The following is a 23,743-nucleotide window of genomic DNA, read 5'->3' on the forward strand; positions in this document are numbered from 1 at the left end:
GTACAAGTGGCCGGTGCACTTTGCCGCGATAGTGAACGTTGCCATCACGGCATCCACGCAAGCCCACACCCAAGGAGTTTCCATGAGCACGTTCACGACTCAAGACGGCACCGAAATCTATTTCAAGGACTGGGGCAGCGGCAAGCCCGTGCTGTTCAGCCACGGTTGGCCGCTGGACGCCGACATGTGGGAATACCAGATGGAATACCTGAGCAGCCGCGGCTACCGCACCATCGCGTTCGACCGTCGTGGTTTCGGCCGTTCCGAGCAGCCATGGACCGGCTACGACTACGACACTTTCGCCGACGACATCGCGCAGTTGATCGAACACCTCGATCTGCGTGACGTGACCCTGGTCGGGTTCTCCATGGGCGGCGGCGATGTCAGCCGCTACATTGCGCGCCATGGCAGCGAGCGCGTCGCCGGGCTGGTGCTGCTGGGCGCGGTGACGCCGCTGTTCGGCAAGAAACCGGACTTCGCCGAAGGTGTCGACACGTCGGTGTTCGACGGGATCAAGGCCGGCCTGCTGAAGGACCGCGCGCAGTTCATCGCAGACTTCAACGCCCCGTTCTATGGCACCAATCAGGGTCAGAAAGTCTCCGACGGCGTGCTGACGCAAACCCTGAACATCGCCCTGCTCGCCTCGCTCAAAGGCACCGTGGATTGCGTCACGGCGTTCTCGGAAACCGACTTCCGCCCGGACATGGCGAAAATCGATGTGCCGACGCTGGTGATTCACGGCGACGGTGATCAGATCGTGCCATTCGAAACCACCGGCAAACGGGCCGCTGCACAGATCAAGGGCGCTGAGCTGAAAGTCTACGCAGGCGCGCCACACGGCTTTGCGGTCACCCATGCGCAGCAATTGAATGAAGACCTGCTGGCGTTTCTGGATCGCTGAGTTCGCTGTGAACTGAACATGCGCGAAAAAGGGCCGCCGACTACCCTGTCGGCGGCCCTTTTTTTTCGTTGTCCCGGATTCCGGTGTCATGGCGAAGCCCCGTGTTTACAGGACTTTCAGGCCTCTGCATCACGTTTTTATCTTCACATCCCAGCTTAATAATATTTTACCGATAACCACCCCCTCCCTAGTCTGATCCCAAGCACAGAGAACAGGTCGACAGCGGCCTGAATCCAACGGCCTCGTGAGAAGGGATCAGAGATGACCACTGAAATAATAAAAACAGACACGCTTGTTGTCGGCGCCGGTCAAGCGGGTGTGGCCATGAGTGAACACCTGAGCAAACTCGGTGTGCCGCACCTGGTGCTGGAGCGCAGCCGCGTTGCCGAGCGCTGGCGCACCGGGCGCTGGGACTCACTCGTGGCCAACGGTCCGGCGTGGCATGACCGGTTTCCGGGGATGGAATTCGATGATGTCGATCCGGATGGTTTCGCCCACAAGGAGCGCGTCGCCGACTACTTCGAGGCCTATGCGAAGAAATTCAACGCGCCGATCCGCACCGGCGTGGACGTGAAAAGCGTGCTGCGCAATGTCGGTCGCCCGGGCTTCACCGTCGAGACCTCCGAGGGCGTGATCGAAGCCGCCCGCGTCGTCGCCGCCACCGGCCCGTTTCAACGACCAGTGATCCCGGCCATTGCGCCGAAGGATGAGCGTCTGTTGCAGATTCACTCGGCCGACTATCGCAACCCGCAACAACTGCCGGCCGGCGCAGTACTGGTGGTCGGTGCCGGTTCGTCTGGCGTGCAGATCGCCGATGAATTGCAGCGCTCGGGCAAGCAGGTGTTTCTCTCGGTCGGTGCCCATGACCGCCCTCCTCGTGCTTACCGCAACCGCGATTTCTGCTGGTGGCTCGGCGTACTCGGCGAGTGGGATCAGGCCGCCATGAAACCTGGCCGCGAGCACGTGACCATCGCCGTCAGCGGCGCCCACGGTGGCCGCACCATCGATTTCCGTGGCCTGGCCCATCGCGGTATGACCCTGGTCGGCGTCACCGAATCCTTCAACGACGGCGTGGTGACCTTCAAACAGGATCTGCGCGACAACCTCAAGCGTGGCGACGAGAACTACCTCGCACTGCTGGATGCCGCCGATGCCTACATCGAACGCAACGGCCTCGATCTGCCGCTGGAACCGGAAGCCCGCGAGACGTACCCAGACCCGGAATGCGTGAAGAACCCGCTGGCCAATCTTGATCTGGCCGCCGCCGGCATCACGTCGATCATCTGGGCCACCGGGTTTGCCGTGGACTATTCCTGGCTGAAAGTCGCGGCGTTCGACGACAACGGCAAGCCGCAACATCAGCGCGGTGTGTCCAGCGAATCGGGTGTGTATTTCCTCGGTTTGCCGTGGCAGTCGCGGCGCGGTTCGTCGTTCATCTGGGGCGTGTGGCACGACGCCAAGCACGTGGCCGATCACATCGCTACCCAGCGCAAATACCTGGCCTATCGCGATGCCGAACAACGCGAAGCCGTGCTGCATAGCAACGCTGTCGACACCGTCGACGCTTGATCCCCCATTACCGCTCCGGCGCCCATCGCGCCGGGCCCGAATTCGTCAGGAGTTTCACATGAGTCAGCCAACCCACACCCGCATTCGCATGTTCAACACCAAGGACACTTACCCGAACCAGACCCTGGACAATGACTTGTGCCAGGCCGTGCGCGCCGGCAATACCGTGTATGTCCGTGGTCAGGTCGGCACCAATTTCGATGGTGAACTGGTCGGCCTCGGCGACCCGCGCGCACAGACCGAACAGGCGATGCGCAACGTCAAGCAACTGCTGGAAGAGGCCGGCAGCGACCTGAGCCATATCGTCAAGACCACCACTTACCTGATCGACCCGCGCTACCGCGAGCCGGTGTATCAGGAAGTCGGCAAATGGCTGAAGGGTGTTTTCCCGATCTCCACCGGGCTGGTGGTGTCCGCGCTGGGTCAGCCGCAGTGGCTGATGGAAATTGATGTGGTAGCGGTGATTCCCGAGTAACTCGACCTTAGCGAAAGGAGGCCACACATGACATTTTCCATCGCCGCCCGTTGCCCCGAAACCGGTCAGTTCGGCATTGCCATCAGTTCCTCCAGCATCGCCGTCGGCGCCCGTTGCCCGTGGCTGCTGCCGGGTGTCGGCGCGGTATCGAGCCAGAACATCACCCTGCCGTCACTCGGCCCGGAAGTGCTCGCCTTGATGGAGCAAGGCCTGGCGCCCGAGGCAGCGCTGGACAAGGTGCTCACCCGCAACGGCTACAGTCAGTACCGGCAGATCACCGCGATCAACCACCTCGGGCAGACCGCGCATTTCAGCGGCGCGCAAACCCTGGGCGTGCACAACGCCGTGTCGGGCGAGCAATGCGTGGCGGCGGGCAACATGCTCGCCGGGCGCTCGGTGATCGAAGCCATGGTCAGCGCGTTCGAAGAAGGCGAAGGCCAATTGACCGACCGTCTGATCAAGGCCCTGCACGCCGCCCAGACCTTGGGCGGTGAAGCGGGACCGGTGCATTCGGCAGCCGTGGTCGTGGTAGGTGAACTGACCTGGCCCATCGTCAACCTTCGGGTGGACTGGGCCGATGAAGACCCGATCGGCCAATTGCAAAAACTCTGGGACGCCTATCGCCCGCAGCTTCAGGACTACATCGACCGCGCCCTCGATCCGGCGAAGGCGCCGGGCTACGGAGTTGCCGGAGACGACCGATGAGCGACAGCGTCGCGTTGCTCAAAACGCTGGTGGGGTTCGACACCACCAGCCGCGAGTCCAACCTGCAATTGATCGACTTCGTGCGTAGCTACCTCGAAAGTTTCGATGTGCCATGCGAGCTGATCTACAACGATGAGCGCAGCAAGGCCAACCTGTTCGCCACGATTGGCCCGGCCGATCAGCCGGGCATCGTGCTGTCGGGGCACACCGATGTGGTACCGGCCGACGGTCAGCCATGGACGCTACCGCCGTTCGAACTCAGCGAGCGCGACGGCAAGTTGTACGGTCGCGGCACGGCGGACATGAAGGGCTACATCGCCTGCGTGCTCGCGTTGGTGCCGTCATTGGTCAAAGCACCGCTGCGCATGCCGGTACACATTGCGCTGTCCTACGACGAAGAGGTCGGTTGCCTCGGTGTGCGTTCGCTGCTCAAGGTGCTGGAGCAACGTCCGGTCAAACCGTTGCTGTGCATCATCGGCGAGCCGACCGAACTCAAACCGGTGCTCGGGCACAAGGGCAAACTGGCGATGCGCTGCGATGTCCAGGGGCACGCCTGTCATTCGGCCTACGCGCCACTCGGGGTCAATGCCATCGAATGCGCCGCCGAGTTGATCGGCGAGTTGGGACGCATCGGCCGCCAGCTCAAGGATGAACACCTCGACCCGCGCTTTGACCCGCCGTATTCAACGGTGCAAACCGGCGTGATCAGCGGCGGCAAGGCGTTGAACATCGTCCCCGCCGATTGCCGTTTCGACTTCGAAATCCGCGCCCTGCCCTCGCAGGATCCGACGGTCGTCGCGCAGCAACTCAAGACCTATGCCGAACAGCAAATACTGCCGCGCATGCGGGCCGTCAGCGGGCAGAGTGATATCCGTTTCAGCGAACTGTCGGCGTATCCGGGGCTGGCGACTGATGCTCGGAGCCAGGCGGCGGAATTGATCGCCACGTTCTGTGGCTCGGACGATTTCGGCACTGTTGCGTTTGGGACCGAAGGCGGCTTGTTCGACGCGGTGGGGATTCCCACGGTGGTGTGCGGGCCCGGCAGCATGGACCAGGGTCACAAGCCGGACGAGTTTGTCAGCCGCGATCAGCTCAAGGCCTGCGATGAGATGCTGCAACGGATGCTGGCTTCGATTCGCCTTTGAAAAAAACGGTCTGGCTGCAGGACTCGCGTCCGCAGCCAAGCCGCAATATCACCGACAGACAGCTGCTCCGATGGAGGTCAGCTGCGTTGTCGCTCATGGCGCTGAAACACCCGAAACAGAGCGCTTTCACCTGAACGGAGAACCTCGTTTTTTTAACGCCTGAAGCAACAAAACTACTAATTTATCTCTCCCCTTTCCTTGCCCATGATCGACCCCAACAAGAAATGCGCCGTCCGTGCCGGCGCTCACTGAAGTACGTCCACGTACTCGTCCTTGCCTTGGAGTTCGTCATGGCCACCTCTGCAACAACGTCCGCACCGCTCATTGAAAAACATACGATCGGCTATGTGCCGCCCGAAGATCGCCACGGAAAGGTCAGGGATCTGTTCACCCTCTGGTTCGGCGGCAACATCGCGCCGCTGCCCATCGTCACCGGCGCCCTCGGCGTGCAGCTGTTTCACTTGAATCTGGTGTGGGGCATCGTCGCCATTCTGGTCGGCCATCTGGTCGGCGGTGTGCTGATGGCGCTGCACTCGGCGCAAGGCCCACAGATGGGCATTCCGCAGATGATCCAGAGTCGTGCGCAATTCGGTTCCCTCGGCGCGCTGCTGGTGGTGTTGATTGCCGGCGTCATGTACATCGGTTTCTTCGCCTCCAACATCGTGCTCGCCGGCAAGTCCCTGCATGGCGTGGTTGACAGCGTTCCGGTACCGGTCGGCATCGTGATCGGCGCGCTGGGCTCGGGAATCATCGGGATCATCGGTTACCGCTTCATCCACGTGCTCAACCGCATCGGCACCTGGGTGTTGGGGATCGGCATCGTGGTCGGCTTTGGCTACATCCTGACTCACGTGCAGACGGCTGACTTCCTCACCCGTGGCGGTTTCAACCTGTCGGGCTGGCTCGCCACCGTGTCGCTGGCGGCGTTGTGGCAGATTGCGTTTGCGCCGTATGTGTCGGATTACTCGCGCTATCTGCCGGCGAATGTGCCGGTGGCCGCGACGTTCTGGACCACTTACCTCGGTTCCGCACTGGGCTCCAGCCTGTCGTTCATCTTCGGTGCGGTTGCCGTGCTGGCAACCCCGGTGGGCATGGACACCATGGATGCGGTGAAACTCGCCACCGGCTCGATCGGCCCGTTGATGCTGGTGCTGTTCCTGCTCAGCGTGATCAGCCATAACGCGCTCAACCTGTACGGCGCGGTGCTGTCGCTGATCACTCTGGTGCAGACCTTCGCCTACCGCTGGATTCCGACCGCCAAGAGCCGCGCGGTGATTTCGCTGATCGTGCTGCTCGCCTGCTGCTTCGCTGCCGTCGGCGCGTCGTCAGACTTCATCGGCCACTTCGTCGACATGGTGCTGGTGCTGCTGGTCGTGCTGGTGCCGTGGACAGCGATCAACCTGATCGACTTCTACGCCATCCACAAAGGCCAGTACGACATCGCCTCGATCTTCCAGGTCGACGGTGGCATCTACGGCCGCTACAACCCGCAGGCCTTGCTGGCGTATGCGATCGGGATCGCGGTGCAGATTCCGTTCATGAACACGCCGCTGTACGTTGGCCCGGTGTCGGCGCACATCAACGGCGCGGACCTTTCCTGGCTGGTGGGGTTGCTGGTGACGTCGCCGCTGTATTTCTGGTTGGCCAGTCGTGACAGTGCTTATCGTCGGCGGCTGATGACCGGGAAGCTGGCGGGCAGTCTGTAAACGATCAGTTCTGCAGTGACACACGAAGGCCCTCGAAGCGAGGGCCTTTTGCTTTGGCTGGAACCGCCTATTTCGCCTTGAACGCCTCGCGCCGCGCCTGCCGTTCAGCGACATAGGCTTCTTGCGGCTGGCTGATCAGATCCTCGCGCCGCAACAGTTCGCCGCAGTGATCGCACAGCGGTCCGAGGCCGGCGCTGTGATTGCAGTGCTTGTGGATCATGTTCACGGCCAGCCCCTCCTCCGGCGACTTGCACCAGGTCTCTCCCCAGGCGCGCAACGCAATCACCACCGGGTAGAACGCCTCGCCCTTCGCGGTGAGGTGGTACTCGTAGCGTTTCGGCCGCTCGTTGTACAAGCGACGTTCGACCAGTCCGTCTGCTTCCAGGCTTTTCAGACGAGCGGCGACCATCTGCGGCGTACCGCCGGTCTGGGCCTGAATCTCGTCGTAGCGATGGCTGCCCATGAACAACTCGCGCAAAACCAGCACCGTCCAGCGGTCGCCGACGATCGCCTCGGCCCGGGAAATCGGGCACAGCGTATCGGGAAGACTATCGTTTACAGCCATCAGGGCTTGCCTCTTTCACAGTTACTATGATTATCATATCAACACGATGCGGGAACAAGCCCTGAGCATCGATCACTCTCATTGCCGGAGTACATCGTCATGTCGAAACCTCTCTATCCACTCGACAGAACCGCCTACCTGCTGGTCGATCCGTACAACGATTTTTTATCGGATGGCGGCAAGATCTTTCCGCTGATCAAACCGATCGCCGACCAGAACGGTCTGCTCGACAACCTGCGCAAACTCGACCGCGCCGTGCGTGGCCTGCAGATTCCGGTGGTCATCGTACCGCATCACCGCTGGGTCAAAGGCGACTACGAGAACTGGGATCACCCAAGCCCTACCCAACAAAAGATCATGCACATGCACCACTTTGCCCGTGGCGAATGGGGCGGTGAATGGCACCCGGATTTCGCGCCGAAGGACGGCGACATCGTCGCTCAGGAGCATTGGGGCTCCAGCGGTTTTGCCAACACCGACCTCGATTTTCGCCTCAAGCAGAAGAGCATCACCCACGTGATCATCGTCGGCTTGCTGGCCAACACCTGCATCGAAGCCACCGCCCGCTACGCCAGCGAACTGGGTTACCACGTCACGCTGGTGCGCGACGCAACGGCGGCGTTCAAACCGGAGATGATGCATTCCGCCCATGAGCTGAACGGCCCGACCTTCGCCCATGTCGTCACGACCACCGACGAGTTGATCGCCAGCCTCAACACACAGGGTGAGTCGAAATGAGTCTGACTGGCCACCTGCTGATCGGCGCCTCTGACATCCCCGCCACCGAGGGCACGATGAAAGCGCTTAATCCGGCAACCCATCAACTGATCGAACCAGAGTTCGCCTTTGGCGGCGCGGCCCAGGTCGATCAGGCTGCAACCCTTGCCGACGCGGCATTCGACAGCTACAGCCATACCTCGCTGGCCGAACGCTCGGCGTTTCTGGAGAGCATCGCCGACAACCTCGACGCCGTTCGTGAGGAACTGGCCGCCCGCGCCGCACTGGAAACCGGTTTGCCTCAGGCACAGCTCGAAGGCGAAGCCGCCAAGGCCGCGACCCAGTTCCGCCAGTTCGCCGATGTGGTGCGCAAGGGACGCTTCCTGCAACTGGCCATCGACCCGGCACAACCTGAACGTCAGCCCCGGCCACGGATGGATCATCGCCTGCAGAAAGTCGCGATAGGTCCGGTGGCAATCTTCGGCGCCAGCAACTTCCCGATCTCCTATTCGGTGGCCGGTGGCGACACCGCCTCGGCACTCGCGGCCGGTGCGACGGTGATTCTCAAGGCCCACAACGCCCACCCCGGCGCCTCGGAAATCCAGGCCCGCGCCATCCGCAAGGCCGTACAGGCGCATGGCTTGCACGAGGGTGTGTTTTCGATGGTGCGCGGCGGCGGCAATGCCATCGGTGAGGCGCTGGTCGATCACCCGCTGATCAAGGCAGTGACCTTCACCGGATCGGAACTGGGCGGCATGGCGCTCTATCGCCGCGCACAGCTGCGTCCCGACCCGATCCCGGTGTTCACCGAGATGACCAGCGTCAACCCGACCTTCATCCTGCCCGCAGCAATGGCGGCACGCGGCGCGGAAATCGGTGATGGTTTCGCCGAGCGGATGCTGGTCAATGTCGGGCAGGCCTGCCTGTGTCCGTCGATCCTGATCGCGGTCAAGGGTGATGGCCTGCAAGCATTGCGCAGCGCCATGATCAAACGGATCAGTGATGCACCGGCACGCACGATGCTGACCCCGGGGATTCACGGTTCATACGTCAAAGGGCTGGTGGCGATGGAAAGCGTTGGTGCGAATCTGGTGGCAGTCGGCGCACCAGCGGATGGCCAATTTGAAGGCCGCTCGGCGCTGCTGGAAGTTGACGGTCAACGCCTGCTCGGCGAACCGGCGCTGGCCCATGAAGTGTTCGGTCCGGCCGCGTTGCTGGTAACGGTCAACGATGAGGAAGAATTGCTGGCGGTCGCGCGGTCGTTCAAGGGCCAACTGAGCGCGGCCATTCACCTTGAAGACCGCGATCTGGACCTGGCTCGGCGTCTGTTGCCAATCCTTGAACGTCGCACCGGGCGCATCGTGGTCAACGCCTTCGCCCATCCTCAGGAAGTGACTTTCGCCACCGTGCACGGCGGGCCGTTCCCGGCCACTTCGGACAGTCGCTTCACCTCGGTCGGCATGACCTCGATCGAGCGCTTTTTGCGGCCGGTGGCGTATCAGGGTTTTCCGGATGCGTTGCTGCCGGAAGTGTTGCGCGACGGTAATCTACTCGACCTACCCCGCAGTATCGATGGCCAATAAAAAATGCCCGGTTCGGCAAATCACCGAACCGGGCATTTTTATCGAGTCGCGCGTTTAATCAGGCCGGCACACCCAGAATGATGTGCGAAGCCTTGATCACCGCCGTCGCGCTCACGCCAGCCGCCAGGCCCAGTTCGTTCACCGCGTCGCGGGTCACGATCGAATAGACCTTCGAACCGCCGGCCAGCTCGATCACTACTTCAGCGTTGACGGCGCCATCGGTCACGCTCAGCACCTTGCCTTGCAGACAGTTGCGGGCCGACAGGCGAATGCCGTCGGATTCGGTCATCAGCATCACCCAAGGCGCCTTGACCAGCGCAACGGCTTCTTTGCCCACCGCGATGCCCAGGCTCTTGAGGCTGGCCAGGGTCACGACAGCGACCAGTTTTTCGCCGCCCGGCAGGGTCAGGACGACTTCCGCATTGACCGAGCCTTCCTGAACCTGGCTGACCTGACCTTTGAAAACGTTGCGGGCACTGACTTTCATGATGGACGTCCTTTTTTTTGACTTTGGAGTTAGGAAACGGCCTGCATCATCTGAGCAAGCGCTATGTAGTTACAACTACAGCGCTGCACCTGAATGAACATCGACTCCTGACTCTAGCACCGCCAAAGTGAATCAGATCAGCAGGTCTTCATAGAAGGCGCCATACGGAAGCTCAGGGTGTTCGATCTGGATTTCCAGAATCCACACACCGGCATTCGGAGCCTGATCGAGATCCCCCAGATTACCGCCGCGATAGATCGCGTGAGGAAAATCACTGACCCGGTGGCCCTTGATGTCCAGGTTCAGTTTCCAACCCATCGCCTCAGCCTGATCGGTGGCGTAGCGATACAACTCGACACCGGTTACACCTTGACGCCAGAAAGCCTCGACCTTGTCGAAGAGTTCTTTGGAGGCCGCCGCGCAAGCGATCATTTGCGGATCGGAGCCAGTGACAAACGTCGCCCCGGCATCACCTTCATGCCCTTCCCAGACCACGCCCATGTCGATGAAGAAAATGTCGTTCTCGCCCAGCACCGGATCGCCTTCGGAGCGCTCCTTGAAGGTCTTCAGCGTGTTGGCACCGAAGCGGATCAGCAGCGGATGCCAGATCCGGTCCATGCCCAGTTCGACAAGGATTTCCTTGCCCCGAGCATGGGCTTCGGATTCGCGCATGCCGGGTTTGATCACCTTGGCGATCTCGTCCACGGCCTTCCAGGTCAACTGCTGGGCGTGGCGCATGGTTTCCAGCACAAAACGTTCACCTACCGCTTCTTTACCGCTCAGGGCTGTGGTCATCGCTGATTCCTTCTGGCTAATCGCGCATCGCTTGCGCTGTATAGTTTTTTATATTGCGAAACAGGACGCCTAAGATACAACCATGACACAAAGTGTCAATTCTCTTCTGCACGCACCACGCCGCGCTCCTCGAGCAAGCGCACAAACATGCTCAGACTGCGCGACACCGTGCCCCGGCGCCACACCAGCCACGTCGTCAGAAAACGAAAATCCGCCGCCAGCGGCCAGACACTCACCGTCGCGCAACCGGGCATGCTCTGCAACATGCTGCGCGGCATCAGGGCCAGACCGGCGCCCGCACTGACGCAGGCGAGCATGCCGTGATAGGACTCCATTTCGAAGATCTTGCCGGGTACGGCAGCGTCGGTGCTGAACCATTTTTCGAAGTGATGGCGATAGGAGCAGTTCGAGCGAAAGGCATAGATGTTCTCGCCATTCACGTCCGCAGCGCGCTGGATCGGGCCGTGGTGGAGCGGCGAGATGATGACCATTTCCTCTTCGAACGCCGGGATGCCTTCCAGCGCCGGGTGCAAGACCGGGCCGTCGACAAATGCGGCCGCCAGGCGCCCGGAGAGGACACCGTCGATCATCGTCCCCGACGGCCCGGTCGACAGGTCCAGATCGACCTTGGGGTGTTGCTGGTTATACGTCGCCAGCAAACCGGGAATGCGTACCGCCGCCGTACTTTCCAGCGAGCCTAGCGGGAACGCGCCTTGCGGCTCCTCGCCAGCCACCGTGGCGCGCGCTTCCTGCACCAGATCGAGAATGCGCCGCGCGTACTCCAGAAAACTCCAACCGGCGGGCGACAGACGCAGGCGGCTTTTCTCGCGGATGAACAAGTCGACGCCCAGATCCTCCTCCAACTGCTTGATGCGCGTCGTCAGGTTCGACGGCACGCGGTGGATCTGCGCCGCCGCCGCGCTGATGCTGCCGTGCTCGGCAACGGCCTTGAAGATTTCCAGTTGCACCAGATCCACAGTCATTCTCCAATCGTGAAAGAAACGCTCTTTATTATTCAGTTTCCAGAAATCAAACGCCACCCTACTCTGAGCGCATCCACTGACCTCGCAGGACGATGCCATGAGCCCGATTTCCAGCCAGACCCACGCCATCTCGATCAATCCCGCCACTGGCGAGCAGATCGGTCACTACGCCTTCGAATCCGCCGAGGCCCTCGATGCCGCGCTGACCCGTGCCGCGTTCGGTTTCGGCAAGTGGAAACGCAAACCGCTGCAGGATCGCTCCCGCGCCCTGACCGCGCTGGCCGGCGCCCTGCGTGACAGCAGCGAAGCCATGGCGACCATGATCACCCAGGAAATGGGCAAGCCGATCGCCCAGGCCCGTGGCGAAATCGAGAAATGCGCCAAGCTTTGCGAGTGGTACGCCGAACACGGCCCGGCCATGCTCAACGCCGAAGCAACACTGGTCGAAGGCGGCAAGGCGCGCATCGAATACCGTCCGCTGGGGCCGATCCTCGCCGTAATGCCGTGGAACTTCCCGATCTGGCAAGTGCTGCGCGGCGCCGTCCCGGCGTTGATCGCCGGCAACACCTACGTGCTCAAGCATGCGCCGAACGTGATGGGCAGCGCCTATCTGTTGCGTGATGCCTTCACTCGCGCCGGTTTTGCCGATGGCGTGTTTGAAGTGATCAACGTCACCCCGGAAGGCGTGTCCACCGCCATCGCCGACCCGCGCATCGCCGCCGTGACCCTGACCGGCAGCGTCCGCGCCGGCATGGCCATCGGCGCACAGGCCGGTGCAGCGCTGAAGAAATGCGTGCTGGAACTGGGTGGTTCCGATCCGTTCATCGTGCTCAACGACGCCGATATCGACGAAGCCGTGCAAGCAGCAGTGATCGGTCGTTACCAGAACTCCGGCCAGGTCTGCGCCGCCGCCAAACGCCTGATCATCGAAGAAGGCGTGGTCGAAGAGTTCACCCGTAAATTCGTCGAAGCCACCCGCCAGTTGAAAATGGGCGATCCGTTGTCTGCCGACAACTACATCGGCCCGATGGCCCGTTTCGATCTGCGCGACGAACTGGATCAACAAGTGCGCGATACCCTGGAAGAAGGCGCCACCCTGCTGCTCGGTGGCAGCAAAGTAGAGGGTTCGGGTAACTACTACGAGCCGACCGTATTGGCCGACGTCACCGACCGCATGACCTCGTTCAAACAGGAATTGTTCGGCCCGGTAGCCTCTATCATCACCGCTCGCGACTGCGCCCATGCCGTGGCCCTGGCCAACGACAGCGAGTTCGGTCTGACCGCAACGATCTACACCGCCAACGTCACCCTGGCCCAGCAGTTGACCAGCGAACTGGAAACCGGTGGTGTGTTCATCAACGGCTACTCCGCCAGCGATCCGCGCGTGACCTTCGGCGGTGTGAAGAAAAGCGGTTTTGGCCGCGAGCTGTCGCACTTCGGCGTGCGCGAGTTCTGCAATGCGCAGACCGTGTGGCTGGATCGCCGCTGATCCAATGAACAAAGCCCGGAAACGTTTTGCGCTTCCGGGCTTTTCATTTATGCCGCAGCCTGTTGTGGCTCCGATACCGTCCGTTCCTTGCTCAACAACCCCAGCACCACAGCTGCCGACGCCAGCGTGATGATCGTCAGGATATGCAGCAGATACTGGAACGCCGAGGCGTAACCTTGCACCAGACGTTCGTTGGCCAACCCTGGAATCGTGTTGATCGCGTGAGCCATGTCGCCAGTGGTCACCCGGTGCGCGGTCTCGGCAATCAGCGCGGCGTCTGCACCACCGGCCACGGCCTGCAGATTGGTATGCAGCAGCGAGGCAAGAATCGCCGCCACGCTGGCCAGTGCAATCCCCTCGCCCGCCACCCGCACCGTGTTGAAGATCCCGGCCGCCATGCCGGCGCGTTCTTTCGGCACTACGCTGACCGACAACCCGTCCATCAAGCCCCACGGCAACCCCGCACCAATCCCGATCAACACCATCGGTACCACCAGCGCAAATTTTGGCTCGCCGACGTTGTACAGGCTCAGCCAATGCAGACCTACAGCAGCAATCAGGAAACCCACGCCTGACAAAATACCGGCCGAGACAAAACGGGTCATGGACGCCGCGAGCATCGGCACCACCAGCATCGGCGCCGACAACGCGAGCAACAGCAGGCCGGCATCGATTTCACTCAAGCCTTCGACGCCGATAAACCGCAGCGGCAGCATGACCACCAGCACGATGTAGCAAAAGCAGGTGCCAATCGGCAGCATCTGCACACCGATGAAGCGCGGAAAACGGAACAGGGTCAGATCAAGCATCGGGCGCTTGACGCGCATTTCGATAAGGACGAACAGCGCCAGCAACAACGCCGAAGCGCCCAACAGCCCCACTACCAACGGACTGCCCCAACCGCTTTCGGGGGCCTGGATCACACCGAACGTGAACAGCGCCAGCATCGAACTGAACGTCACACTGCCCGGCCAGTCGAGACCGCTGGCGTCTGGGTCGCGGGTCTCACGCATGCGCGGCAGACCGAAGACCATCGCGATCACACCGATCAGCGCGGTGAAGACAAAGATCGCACGCCAGTTGAACGCCTCGATCAGCGCCCCGGCCACCAATGGGCCGAACGCCAGGCCGATGCCAAACGTGGTGCCCAGCATGCTGTAGGCACGGGTGCGCGCATGGCCTTCGAACTCCTGCGCCAGCGCTGCCGAACCACTGGCCAGCGCCGCAGCCCCGGCCACGCCCTGTATCGCCCGCAACACATCCAGCCAGAACACCGAAGGCGCCAGGCTCTGGGCAATCGACGCAGCGGTAAATAGCAGCATGCCGCCCGTGAACAGGCGCTTGCGCCCATAGACATCGGCCAACGCCCCCGCCGCCATCAGCAGACTGCCGAAGGACAACATGAACGCATTGGTGATCCAGGTCAGCGCCACCGGGCTGCCGCCCAAGTCACGGCCGATGGCCGGCGTCGCCACCGCGCCACCGGTAAAACTCAACGGAAGGACCAGTGCCGAGAGGCAAATGGCCGCGAGGATCAGCAGTTTGTCGCGCGCGCCATGGGGCTGGGAGACGGTTGTCATGATTTCGTCCAATGAAAAGAAAAAATAAGGCTGCGATCAACAGAGCGCAGCCTGCGATTGCTGAGTCGGGCGGCGTGTCAGTCCTTGAAGTCCGTGGACAGCGCCAGCGCATTCCACTCGGCCAGTTCCTGCGCCACCAATCGATTTTTCGCTTCGATCCGCGCGACGGTGTCGCTGCCCAGCGCCAGCCGTTGCGGCGGGTTCGGCGCATTGACCAGCGCCAGCATGGCTTCGGCAAACTTCACCGGATCACCCGGCTGCGCATGGTTGGCGGCTTCGGCGAAGGTGCGCATCTTGCCGACGGTTTCGTCGTAGTCCGGCAGCACCAGCGCGGTCTTGACCAGCGATTGTTCATCGAGGAAATCAGTGCGGAAGAAGCCCGGCTCGACCACCGTGGCATGAATGCCCAGCGGCGCCAGTTCCTGACGTAGCGCTTCGCTGATGCCTTCCACCGCGAACTTGGTGGAGCCGTAGACACCCCAGCCCATGTAGGCCTGATAGCCGCCAATCGATGAGATGTTGATGACCCGCCCGCTACGCTGGGCGCGCATGTGCGGCAGCACGGCGCGAGTCACGTTGAGCAGACCGAAGACGTTGGTGGCGAACAGGCGCTCGGTTTCGCTGGCGCTGGTTTCTTCCACCGCGCCCAACACGCCGAAGCCGGCATTGTTGATCAGCACATCAATGCGGCCGAAACGCTTGATGCCTTCCGCCACCGCTTGGTGGGCCTCTTCTTCGCGGGTGACGTCCAGGCGCACCGCCAGCAGGTTCGGGTGCTCGCCGAGGCGGTCGGTAATGTCTTGCGGATTGCGGGCGGTGGCAATCACGGCGTCGCCGGCACGCAGGGCATGTTCTGCGATGAGGGTGCCAAAACCACGGGAAGCTCCGGTAATCAGCCAGGTACGCATAGCAACTCCTCCTGTCAGTGACCCTGGCGTTATTGCCGGGCCTTCTCGATGAGTTGATGCGACTTTAAAGCCGTGCTACTGATGTGATAATCCCAACAAAATTACATGACTTTGTGAAAGGCGCTCATCAATGAAAAACCCGTCCACGGCGGATCTGTCGATCTTTCTGAGCATCGCGCAGCATCTGAATTTCAGTCGTGCAGCGGTGGATCTGGGCCTGACACCGTCGGCGCTGAGTCACTCGTTGCGGGCTCTGGAAAACCGCCTCGGCGTGCGTCTGTTCAATCGCACCACCCGCAGCGTGGCCCTGACCGAGGCAGGTGAGCGCCTTTACGCCCGGTTGAAACCGGCGTTTCGCGATATCGAAGATGCGCTTGAAGACCTCAACCATTTTCGCGACAAGCCCTCGGGCAACCTGCGCATAACCTCCGGGCGCCAGGCGTGCGAACTGGTGCTGCTGCCGATTGCCAGCGAGTTCCTGCAGGCCTACCCGGACATCCGTCTGGAGGTGGTCGAAAGCGATGCGCTGCTGGATATCGTCGCCGCTGGGTTCGATGCCGGTGTGCGCTTCGGCAACCGGTTGGAGGCGGACATGGTGTCGCTGCCCATCGGGCCGAATCTGCGGTCAGTTGTGGTCGGCTCGCCGGCGTTTTTCCAGCGACATCCCGCGCCACAGAAACCGGAAGACCTGCATGCCCTGCCCTGCATCCGCCATCGGTTCCCGAGCGGTTCGATGTACCGCTGGGAATTCGAACGTGGTGGCATTGAACAGGAAATCGAAGTCAACGGTCCGCTGACCCTGGGCGATGTCAGCCTGATGGTCGGCCCGGCGCTGCAAGGTTTGGGGCTGGCCTATGTGTTCGAAGACATGGTCAGCGAGCACCTCGCGGCCGGGCGTCTGGTGCAGGTGTTGGCGGACTGGTGCCCGTACTATCCCGGCCTGCATCTGTATTACCCGAGCCGGCGCCATGTACCGGCGCCGCTCAAGGCTTTCATCGACTTTGCCCGCAACGTTCGCGACGGCAAAACGGGCTAGCTACAGATATTTCAACCAGGCGATGTCCCGTCGCCGGGCCTTCAATGCCGAGAACCAGCGCACGGCCGGAAACAACGCGACCGCCAGCACCATCGCCGCCAGCCACACCGCCGCCACCGTCGAGAAACCGAAATGACTGCCCTGATTGAGCCCGACCAATGCCACGCCAATCAGGTACAGCACCTTCAGCGCATACAGGTGCAGCAGATAGAAAAACATCGGCGCCGAACCGAACACCGTCAGCCAGCGAATCCAGCGCCGATCCTGCGCGCGCTCGAACACCAGCAACAGCAGCAGCCCGACGCTCACCGTCAGCGTGATGAACAACAGCGATGGCGGGTACTTGGTGATGTTGAAAAAACTCATCAGGGTTTGCAGGCTGCTGTCATTGAGCGACCACGGTTTCTCGCCGTAACCGTTGACCAGCCGCAACGCCACGAAACCCATCAGCCCGGCGATGCCAACGATCAGTAAACGCCGCTGACGCACACCCGCATCGGCCATTCGGGCAAACCATGGCCCCAGCGCGTAACCCAGACCGATCACACCGATCCACGGCAGCAGCGGGTACGACGTGCGCAAGCGCAAGCTCTCGCTGACTTCGATCCAGCCCCGGTCATGCAGGATTGCCCAAGGCACGTGCAGCGCCGACTCCGTTCCGAAGTGCAGACCGTCGAGCAGGTTGTGTCCGGCGATGATCACCAGGCTCAACGTCAACAACAGCCAGCGTGGCAGCCAGACCAACAGCGACAGCGCAATCATGCTCAGGCCGATCGCCCAGATCACTTGCAGGTAGATCACGCTCGGCGGCAGCTGGAACGTCCAGGCGAAATTCACCAGGGTGAATTCGAGCACCACCAGGAACAGACCACGCTTGAACAGAAAGGCACTGACATCAGCCTTGCCGTCGTACTTTTCCCCGAACAGCCAGGCCGACAACCCGGTCAGCAGCACGAATACCGGCGCGCACAGATGCGCCAGAGTGCGGCTGAAAAACAGCGCCGGCTCGGTACTGGCGATGTCCATCGGATCGGAGACCTGACGATGCAGCAGAAAGGTTTCGCGCACGTGATCCAGCAACATGAACAGAATGACCAGGCCGCGCAGCGCATCAATGGACAGCAGCCGGCCAGTCGCCGGCGGGACGTTTCGAGGAGCAGCAACGGTCATGAAAGGTTCGCAATCGAGTGAAGAGTTCGATCGGGCCGCGTGCAAACGGCCCGACTATTTGCGTTACCTTATAACATGAAAAGCCGCTTCAATTGCTAACGGTTCTCAAGCCGTGCGCAGTTGCTCAAGCAGCACCTGCAACGGATGACGCACCGCTCGGTCGGCCTGACGCTTGACCTGGCTGCGGCACGAATAGCCGGTCGCCAGTGCTTCGCCCCGCTCTGCCGGTGCCTCGATCTGCTTCGCCCAGGACTGCTCGTAAATCACCGCCGAGGTGTCGCGATTGCGCGCTTCGTGCCCGTAGGTGCCGGACATCCCGCAGCATCCGGTGGCCTGGGTCGTCAGTTTCAAGCCGACACGTTCGAACACCTGCTCCCATTGCCGGGTTGCGGCGGGCGCGTTGGTTTTTTCGGTGCAGTGCGCGAGCAGGCGGAAGCTTTCGCCATTCTGTGAATCCGTCCGTTGCGGCATGACCTTCAGCAGCCACTCCTGCACCAGCGCCACCTCGGGGCATTGCTCCATCCCCGGCACCTTGAGGTATTCCTGGCGATAAACCAGGGTCATCGCCGGGTCGAGCCCCACCAGCGGCACGCCGATCTCGGCCAGAGCACGCAATTGCCCGGCATTGCGCAACGCCGCGCGGTTGAACGCCGACAGGAAACCCTGCACATGCAGCGGCTTGCCGTTGGCGCTGAACGGTGCCAGATAAACCTGATACCCCAGTCGCGAAATCAGCTCGATCAGATCCGCCAGCAATGGCGCCTCGAAATACCGGGTGAACGCGTCCTGCACCAGCACCACACTGCGTTCGCGTTGCGCCTGAGTCAGCGTCGAAAGCACCTCGACCGACGCCGGCTGCACCTGCCAGCGACGCATGGCCGCGTGGAAATCGAAACGGCTGAGCAACGGCACATCGACCATGCCACCAAGGCGCTCGATCAAGCGACGGCTGAACGAAGCCCCCATCAAACCGTTGTAGAGAAACGGAATACGCGCCATGTACGGAATCGTGTATTCCAGCGAGGCAATCAGATAATCCCGCGCCGGCCGCAGGTAACGGGTGTGGTACAGCTCGAGAAACCGCGAACGGAAATCCGGCACGTTGACCTTCACCGGGCACTGTCCCGCGCAGGACTTGCACGCCAGGCAGCCGGCCATGGCGTCGTACACCTCGTGGGAGAAGTCTTTTTCCTGCGCACGGCTGTTGCGCCAGCGCTGCAGCAATGTGCTGAAAAACGGCGGACAACGACTGGCATCGGACAACACATCCACCCCCGCCTCGCCCTGCAACCGCAGCCATTCGCGAATCAGCGAGGCGCGGCCCTTGGGCGACTGCGCACGCTGGCGGGTGGCTTTCCACGACGGGCACATCGCATCGTCGGGATCGAAGTTGTAGCAGGCGCCGTTGCCATTGCAGTGCATGGCCGCGCCGTAGTCCTGCCAGACTTTCTCGTCGATCTGCCAGTCCAGTTCGCCGCGCAGGGTCACTTCGTCGATCTTCAGCAATGCCGCGCCGGGAATATTCGGCGTGGCGATCTTGCCGGGGTTGAACTGGTTGAACGGGTCGAACGCCGCCTTCAAGGCTTGCAACGCCGGGTACAGCTCACCGAAAAAGGCCGGGGCGTATTCCGAGCGCAGGCCCTTGCCGTGCTCGCCCCACAGCAGGCCGCCGTAACGCTGGGTCAGCGCGGCGACGCCATCGGACACCGGTCGCACCAGTGCGGCTTGTTGTGGATCTTTCATGTCGAGAATCGGCCGCACGTGCAGCACACCGGCATCGACGTGGCCGAACATGCCGTACTGCAACTGGTGGCTGTCGAGCAGCTCGCGCAGTTCGGCGATGTATTCGGCCAGGTGTTGCGGCGGCACGGCCGTGTCTTCGACAAACGGCTGCGGCCGCGCTTCACCGGCGACGTTGCCGAGCAAACCCACCGCACGCTTGCGCATGCCGTAGACGCGGTTCACCGCTGCATGCCCGACGGCCAGCGTATGGCCCAGCCGTTCGACCGTGGCATCGTTACCCAAGTGCTGGACAAAGGCCTCAACCCGACCTTGCAGCTCCTCGGGATCGTCGCCGCTGAACTCCACCAGGTTGATTCCCAGCGTCGGCCGCTCGGCGCTTTCCGGGAAATACTCGGCGACGCCATGCCAGACGATGTCCTGCATCGCCAGCAACAGCACTTTGGAGTCGACGGTTTCAATCGACAGCGGCTTGAGCGCCATCAACGCCCGCGCATCGCGCAACGCGTCCATGAAGCCGGCGTAGCGGATGTTCACCAGCATCGTGTGCTTGGGGATCGGCAACACGCTGAGCTTGGCCTCGACCACAAACCCCAGCGAACCTTCGGCACCGCACAGCACGCTGTTGAGGTTGAAACGGTTGTCGGCCTCGCGCAGGTGCGCCAGGTCGTAGCCGGTCAGGCAGCGGTTGAGGTCGGGGAACGTTTCCCGGATCAGTTCGCCCTGCTCATCGATGATCTGCCGCGCGCAACGGTACACCTCGCCGGCCCGCCCCTCACGGGCGCATTCCGCTGCCAGCTCACTTTCTTCCAACGGGCGGCCGTGCAATCGCTCGCCACCGCGCAGGACCATGTGCAATTCCAGAACATGGTCACGGGTCTTGCCGTAGGTGCAACTGCCCTGGCCGCTGGCGTCGGTGTTGATCATGCCGCCAACGGTGGCGCGGTTCGACGTCGACAGTTCCGGGGCGAAAAACAGCCCGGCGGATTTCAGTGCCGCGTTGAGTTGATCCTTCACCACACCGGCCTGCACCCGCACCCAACGCTGTTCAACGTTGATTTCGAGAATGCGGTTCATGTGGCGCGACAGGTCGACGACGATGCCATCGGTCAACGATTGCCCGTTGGTGCCGGTGCCGCCGCCGCGAGGCGTGATCACCACTTTCTGGTAAGCCGGTTCGGCGATCAGACGCGCCAGCAGCGCCACGTCATCGGCGTCACGCGGGAACACCGCCGCTTGCGGCAAGCGCTGATAGATCGAGTTGTCGGTGGCCAGCACCACGCGGCTGGCGTAGTCGGCACTGATTTCGCCACGAAAACCGCCGGTTTCAAGGGCTTTGAGAAACTGCTGGTAATCGGTGTTCAACGCGGTGGAAGGCGACAGCTGGGCAATCATCGGGCGTGCAATCTCGGTCAAAAACGGGCCATGTGGCGGTGAACAGTTGTGCGCAATGAATGATTGCGTCACGCTCCCGCCATCTCATAGGCCTTATGTTCATTGCAGAGCGATGCCGGGACAACCGTAAAATCGACCCGCAATCCATGACTAAAACGAATGAATCCGCGAACCCTCACCCCCTCGATGTCGTTGCTGCTGGCGTTTGAAGCCGCCGCACGCCATGAAAGCTACACCCGCGCCGCCCACGAACTGTCGCTGACCCAGAGCGCGGTCAGCCGTCAGGTGCAGATTCTGGAAAAGATGCTCGGCATGCGCCTGTTCAGCCGTGAAGGCCGGCGGGTGATCCTTACCGACGTCGGGCGCATGTATCAGCGCGAACTGTCCGAAGCCCTCGGGCAGATCCGCAGCGCGACGTTGCAGGCCATGGCGTTTGGCTCGGGGATTCACAGCCTGCGCCTGGCGACCTTGCCGACTTTCGGCTCGAAATGGCTGCTGCCGCGCCTGAAGGATTTCTACACGGCGCACCCGGGCATGACCGTGCACCTGCACTCGCGGATCGAGGCCATCGACTTCGACACCAGCGAAATCGACGCGGCGATTTGTGTCGGCGGCGGTGACTGGCCGGGGCTGACCGCCCACCGCCTGCACACCGAAGAACTGGTGGTGATCGCCAGCGCGCAATTGTCCGACGCCGAACGTCTCGCGGCCAACAAGGATATCGCCGGGCAGCTTCTTCTCAATGTCAGCAGCAACGCCCAAGCCTGGTCCGAATGGTTCAGCCATCACGCCCTGCCCCATCGCAGCATGCGCATCGGGCCAAGCTTCGAGATGACCTCTCACTTGATCCAGGCCGTGCGCGCCAATATCGGCATCGGACTGGTGCCGAGGATTCTGGTGGAGGATGAATTGCACAACGGTGAGTTGCTGCAACTGGGCGAACCGATCAGCAGCCGGCGCAGCTATTACCTGGTGTACCCGGCGCGTAATGAATCATTGGCGTCGTTGAAGGCGTTTCGGGATTGGCTGGTGCAGACGCTTTGAGATGATGCCGGCCCGTAATGGGCCGGCATTCAAAGCCTAGTGCATGCTGGAAAGAGGCTTGTGATCAACTGTCACCGCGCATTACGCATCCTGCAGAATCAGATCCGCGCCCTTCTCCGCCACCATCAGCACCGCCGCATGGGTGTTGCCCGATGTCACGTTGGGGAAGATCGACGCATCGACAATCCGCAACCCCTCGATACCGTGCACTTTGAGGCGCTTGTCGACCACCGAACTCTGCTCGTCCGCGCCCATCGCGCAGGAGCCACACAGGTGATAGATCGAGCCGCAGTTGTCGCGGAAGTACTGCAGCATCTGCTCGTCGGTTTCCACCGCCGGCCCCGGCAAAACTTCATCGACCGTGATGCCCTTCAATGACGGAGCGCCCATGATCTTGCGCATCAGGCGACTGCCCTGGATCACCTCGTCGATGTCCTTTTGCGTGCTCAGGTAGTTCGGGTCGATCAATGCCGCATCACGGGGATTCTTCGAGGCAATCGTGATGTGCCCGCGACTGGTCGGGCGGCACGGGTTGAAGCACAACAGGAAACCTGAATACGGCTCGGGCTTGAGGCTGGCCTTGTTGTTTTTTGGAATCTGGTACGACAGCGGGTTGAAATACAGCTGCAGGTTCGGATGGCTCTGCTCCGAGTTACCCCGGAAGAATCCGCCAGCCTGATTGACGCTCATCGCCAGCGCGCCCTTGCGGGTCAACAGGTACTTCACGCCGAGTTTGAACTGGCCGAACAGCGAGCTCAGCTCATCGTTCAGGGTCGGGATATTGGCCTTGTAGTAGTAGCTGACGCACAGGTGATCCTGCAGGTTCTGCCCTACCGCCGGCAGGTGTTTCACCACCGGAATCTGATGTTTGGCCAGCAAGGCGCGATCCGCCACGCCGGACAGTTGCAGGATCTTCGGCGTGTCGACCGCGCCGGCGCACAGGATCACTTCCTTGCGCGCCGTGAAGGTCCTCACCACGCCATGCTGGGTGATGGAAATGCCGGTGGCGCGCTGCTGGCTTTCATCGAACAGGACACGATCGACCAACGCGTAATGCTCGACCGTCAGGTTCGGCCGGCTCAGCGCCGGGTGCAAATGGGCGAAGCTGCTGGAGCTGCGCTGACCGTTGCGGGTGTTGACGTCGTAGATGCCCGCGCCTTCGAATTTCGGCCCGTTGAAATCGTCGCTGCGCGGGTAGCCGAGTTCATCGCAGCCCTTGAGGAATACATCGCAGATCGGGTGAGTCTGACCGGCCATCGGGGTGATGCTGATCGGGCCGCTGCCGCCGTGGTATTCGCTGTCGCCCAGCGGATGGTTTTCCAGTTTGCGGAAGTACGGCAGCACATCCTTGAAGCCCCAGCCATCGTTGCCGTTGGCTGCCCAGTCGTTGAAATCATGGGCCTGACCACGCACGTAGATCATCGCGTTGATCGAGCCCGAACCGCCCTGGACCTTGCCGCGCGGGGCGTAGATTTCGCGATTGCCCAACTGCTTCTGCGGCTGGCTGTAGTACATCCAGTTGAAGGTCGGGTTGTAATACATTTTGGCGAAGCCGACCGGAATCTTGAACCACAGGGAACTGTCCTTGCCGCCCGCCTCCAGCAGCAGCACCGTGTGTTGGCCCGAGGCCGAGAGCCGGTTGGCCAGCACGCAGCCAGCGGCGCCTGCGCCAGCGATGATGTAGTCGTATGTCATGCACGGTTACCGCGTAAGTCTTTTTATCGAACCCGCCCGTTGCCGGGCGGGGAAA

Annotated in this window: 20 protein-coding genes; 11 read left to right on the top strand and 9 right to left on the bottom strand. The window is 61.8% G+C overall.

Annotated features, from left to right (window positions below; translation table 11 throughout):
• Nucleotides 1–82 precede the first annotated feature (82 nt).
• The 6 genes from AC3WRD_RS15300 (at nucleotide 83) to AC3WRD_RS15325 (ending at nucleotide 6,501) form a co-directional block, all read left to right on the top strand.
• Nucleotides 83–901, top strand: a complete 819-nt coding sequence (locus AC3WRD_RS15300; RefSeq protein ID WP_102620937.1) for an alpha/beta fold hydrolase — start codon at nucleotides 83–85, stop codon at nucleotides 899–901.
• 261 nt (nucleotides 902–1,162) lie between these two features.
• On the top strand, nucleotides 1,163–2,470 hold the full coding sequence (locus AC3WRD_RS15305) for a flavin-containing monooxygenase (protein WP_102620936.1): 1,308 nt from the start codon (nucleotides 1,163–1,165) through the stop codon (nucleotides 2,468–2,470).
• 58 nt (nucleotides 2,471–2,528) lie between these two features.
• Nucleotides 2,529–2,945 (top strand): RidA family protein, encoded by a 417-nt coding sequence (locus tag AC3WRD_RS15310; protein WP_007950460.1) that lies wholly within the window; start codon nucleotides 2,529–2,531, stop codon nucleotides 2,943–2,945.
• A gap of 27 nt (nucleotides 2,946–2,972) precedes the next feature.
• Nucleotides 2,973–3,650: a DUF1028 domain-containing protein gene (locus AC3WRD_RS15315; protein WP_102620935.1), complete on the top strand. Its 678-nt coding sequence runs from the start codon at nucleotides 2,973–2,975 to the stop codon at nucleotides 3,648–3,650.
• Nucleotides 3,647–4,795: an acetylornithine deacetylase gene (gene argE / locus AC3WRD_RS15320; protein ID WP_102620934.1), complete on the top strand. Its 1,149-nt coding sequence runs from the start codon at nucleotides 3,647–3,649 to the stop codon at nucleotides 4,793–4,795. The genes AC3WRD_RS15315 and argE overlap by 4 nt, the downstream gene beginning before the upstream one ends.
• Nucleotides 4,796–5,085: 290 nt before the next feature.
• The gene (locus AC3WRD_RS15325) at nucleotides 5,086–6,501 is read left to right on the top strand and encodes a purine-cytosine permease family protein (RefSeq protein ID WP_102620933.1); all 1,416 of its coding nucleotides are present in this window, start codon (nucleotides 5,086–5,088) and stop codon (nucleotides 6,499–6,501) included.
• 67 nt (nucleotides 6,502–6,568) lie between these two features.
• On the opposite strand, the gene AC3WRD_RS15330 is transcribed toward AC3WRD_RS15325, so the two are convergent.
• The gene (locus AC3WRD_RS15330) at nucleotides 6,569–7,066 is read right to left on the bottom strand and encodes a winged helix-turn-helix transcriptional regulator (protein WP_096820098.1); all 498 of its coding nucleotides are present in this window, start codon (nucleotides 7,064–7,066) and stop codon (nucleotides 6,569–6,571) included.
• Nucleotides 7,067–7,165: 99 nt separating this feature from the next.
• On the opposite strand from AC3WRD_RS15330, the gene AC3WRD_RS15335 reads away from it, so the two are divergent.
• Together AC3WRD_RS15335 and AC3WRD_RS15340 are read left to right on the top strand one after the other, a co-directional pair.
• Nucleotides 7,166–7,804: a cysteine hydrolase family protein gene (locus AC3WRD_RS15335; protein ID WP_096820099.1), complete on the top strand. Its 639-nt coding sequence runs from the start codon at nucleotides 7,166–7,168 to the stop codon at nucleotides 7,802–7,804.
• The gene (locus AC3WRD_RS15340; protein ID WP_102620932.1) at nucleotides 7,801–9,366 is read left to right on the top strand and encodes an aldehyde dehydrogenase (NADP(+)); all 1,566 of its coding nucleotides are present in this window, start codon (nucleotides 7,801–7,803) and stop codon (nucleotides 9,364–9,366) included. The genes AC3WRD_RS15335 and AC3WRD_RS15340 overlap by 4 nt, the downstream gene beginning before the upstream one ends.
• Before the next feature lie 58 nt (nucleotides 9,367–9,424).
• Here the strand turns inward: AC3WRD_RS15340 and AC3WRD_RS15345 are convergent, their stop codons facing one another.
• The 3 genes from AC3WRD_RS15345 to ptrR form a co-directional block, all read right to left on the bottom strand.
• Nucleotides 9,425–9,853, bottom strand: a complete 429-nt coding sequence (locus AC3WRD_RS15345; protein WP_102620931.1) for a TOBE domain-containing protein — start codon at nucleotides 9,851–9,853, stop codon at nucleotides 9,425–9,427.
• Between the two features lie 132 nt (nucleotides 9,854–9,985).
• Entirely contained in the window at nucleotides 9,986–10,648 is a 663-nt protein-coding gene (locus tag AC3WRD_RS15350) for a M24 family metallopeptidase (RefSeq protein ID WP_102620930.1), read from the bottom strand.
• Between the two features lie 95 nt (nucleotides 10,649–10,743).
• Nucleotides 10,744–11,625: a putrescine utilization regulator PtrR gene (gene ptrR, locus AC3WRD_RS15355; protein WP_064600875.1), complete on the bottom strand. Its 882-nt coding sequence runs from the start codon at nucleotides 11,623–11,625 to the stop codon at nucleotides 10,744–10,746.
• Nucleotides 11,626–11,728: 103 nt separating this feature from the next.
• On the opposite strand from ptrR, the gene AC3WRD_RS15360 reads away from it, so the two are divergent.
• On the top strand, nucleotides 11,729–13,120 hold the full coding sequence (locus AC3WRD_RS15360; RefSeq protein ID WP_102620929.1) for an aldehyde dehydrogenase family protein: 1,392 nt from the start codon (nucleotides 11,729–11,731) through the stop codon (nucleotides 13,118–13,120).
• Between the two features lie 47 nt (nucleotides 13,121–13,167).
• Here AC3WRD_RS15360 and AC3WRD_RS15365 read toward each other — a convergent pair whose 3' ends face one another.
• Together AC3WRD_RS15365 and AC3WRD_RS15370 are read right to left on the bottom strand one after the other, a co-directional pair.
• On the bottom strand, nucleotides 13,168–14,700 hold the full coding sequence (locus AC3WRD_RS15365) for an MFS transporter (protein ID WP_102620928.1): 1,533 nt from the start codon (nucleotides 14,698–14,700) through the stop codon (nucleotides 13,168–13,170).
• 77 nt (nucleotides 14,701–14,777) lie between these two features.
• Nucleotides 14,778–15,608 (bottom strand): oxidoreductase, encoded by an 831-nt coding sequence (locus tag AC3WRD_RS15370; protein WP_102620927.1) that lies wholly within the window; start codon nucleotides 15,606–15,608, stop codon nucleotides 14,778–14,780.
• Nucleotides 15,609–15,738: 130 nt separating this feature from the next.
• Between AC3WRD_RS15370 and AC3WRD_RS15375 the strand changes: the two genes are divergently transcribed.
• Complete coding sequence (locus AC3WRD_RS15375; protein ID WP_085711376.1) at nucleotides 15,739–16,644, top strand: LysR family transcriptional regulator; 906 nt, start codon at nucleotides 15,739–15,741, stop codon at nucleotides 16,642–16,644.
• Here the strand turns inward: AC3WRD_RS15375 and AC3WRD_RS15380 are convergent, their stop codons facing one another.
• Together AC3WRD_RS15380 and ydiJ are read right to left on the bottom strand one after the other, a co-directional pair.
• Nucleotides 16,645–17,814 (bottom strand): acetyltransferase domain-containing protein, encoded by a 1,170-nt coding sequence (locus AC3WRD_RS15380; protein WP_102620926.1) that lies wholly within the window; start codon nucleotides 17,812–17,814, stop codon nucleotides 16,645–16,647.
• Between the two features lie 105 nt (nucleotides 17,815–17,919).
• On the bottom strand, nucleotides 17,920–20,949 hold the full coding sequence (gene ydiJ / locus AC3WRD_RS15385) for a D-2-hydroxyglutarate dehydrogenase YdiJ (RefSeq protein ID WP_102620925.1): 3,030 nt from the start codon (nucleotides 20,947–20,949) through the stop codon (nucleotides 17,920–17,922).
• A 159-nt stretch (nucleotides 20,950–21,108) separates the two neighbouring features.
• Here ydiJ and AC3WRD_RS15390 point away from each other — a divergent pair, with 159 nt between their 5' ends.
• The gene (locus tag AC3WRD_RS15390) at nucleotides 21,109–21,993 is read left to right on the top strand and encodes a LysR substrate-binding domain-containing protein (RefSeq protein WP_096820109.1); all 885 of its coding nucleotides are present in this window, start codon (nucleotides 21,109–21,111) and stop codon (nucleotides 21,991–21,993) included.
• Nucleotides 21,994–22,074: 81 nt separating this feature from the next.
• Here AC3WRD_RS15390 and AC3WRD_RS15395 read toward each other — a convergent pair whose 3' ends face one another.
• A complete protein-coding gene (locus tag AC3WRD_RS15395) occupies nucleotides 22,075–23,688 on the bottom strand; it encodes a GMC family oxidoreductase (RefSeq protein WP_102620924.1) in 1,614 nt (537 codons plus the stop codon).
• Nucleotides 23,689–23,743 lie beyond the last annotated feature (55 nt).

The sequence above is a fragment of the Pseudomonas sp. FW215-R2 genome (assembly GCF_058789255.1).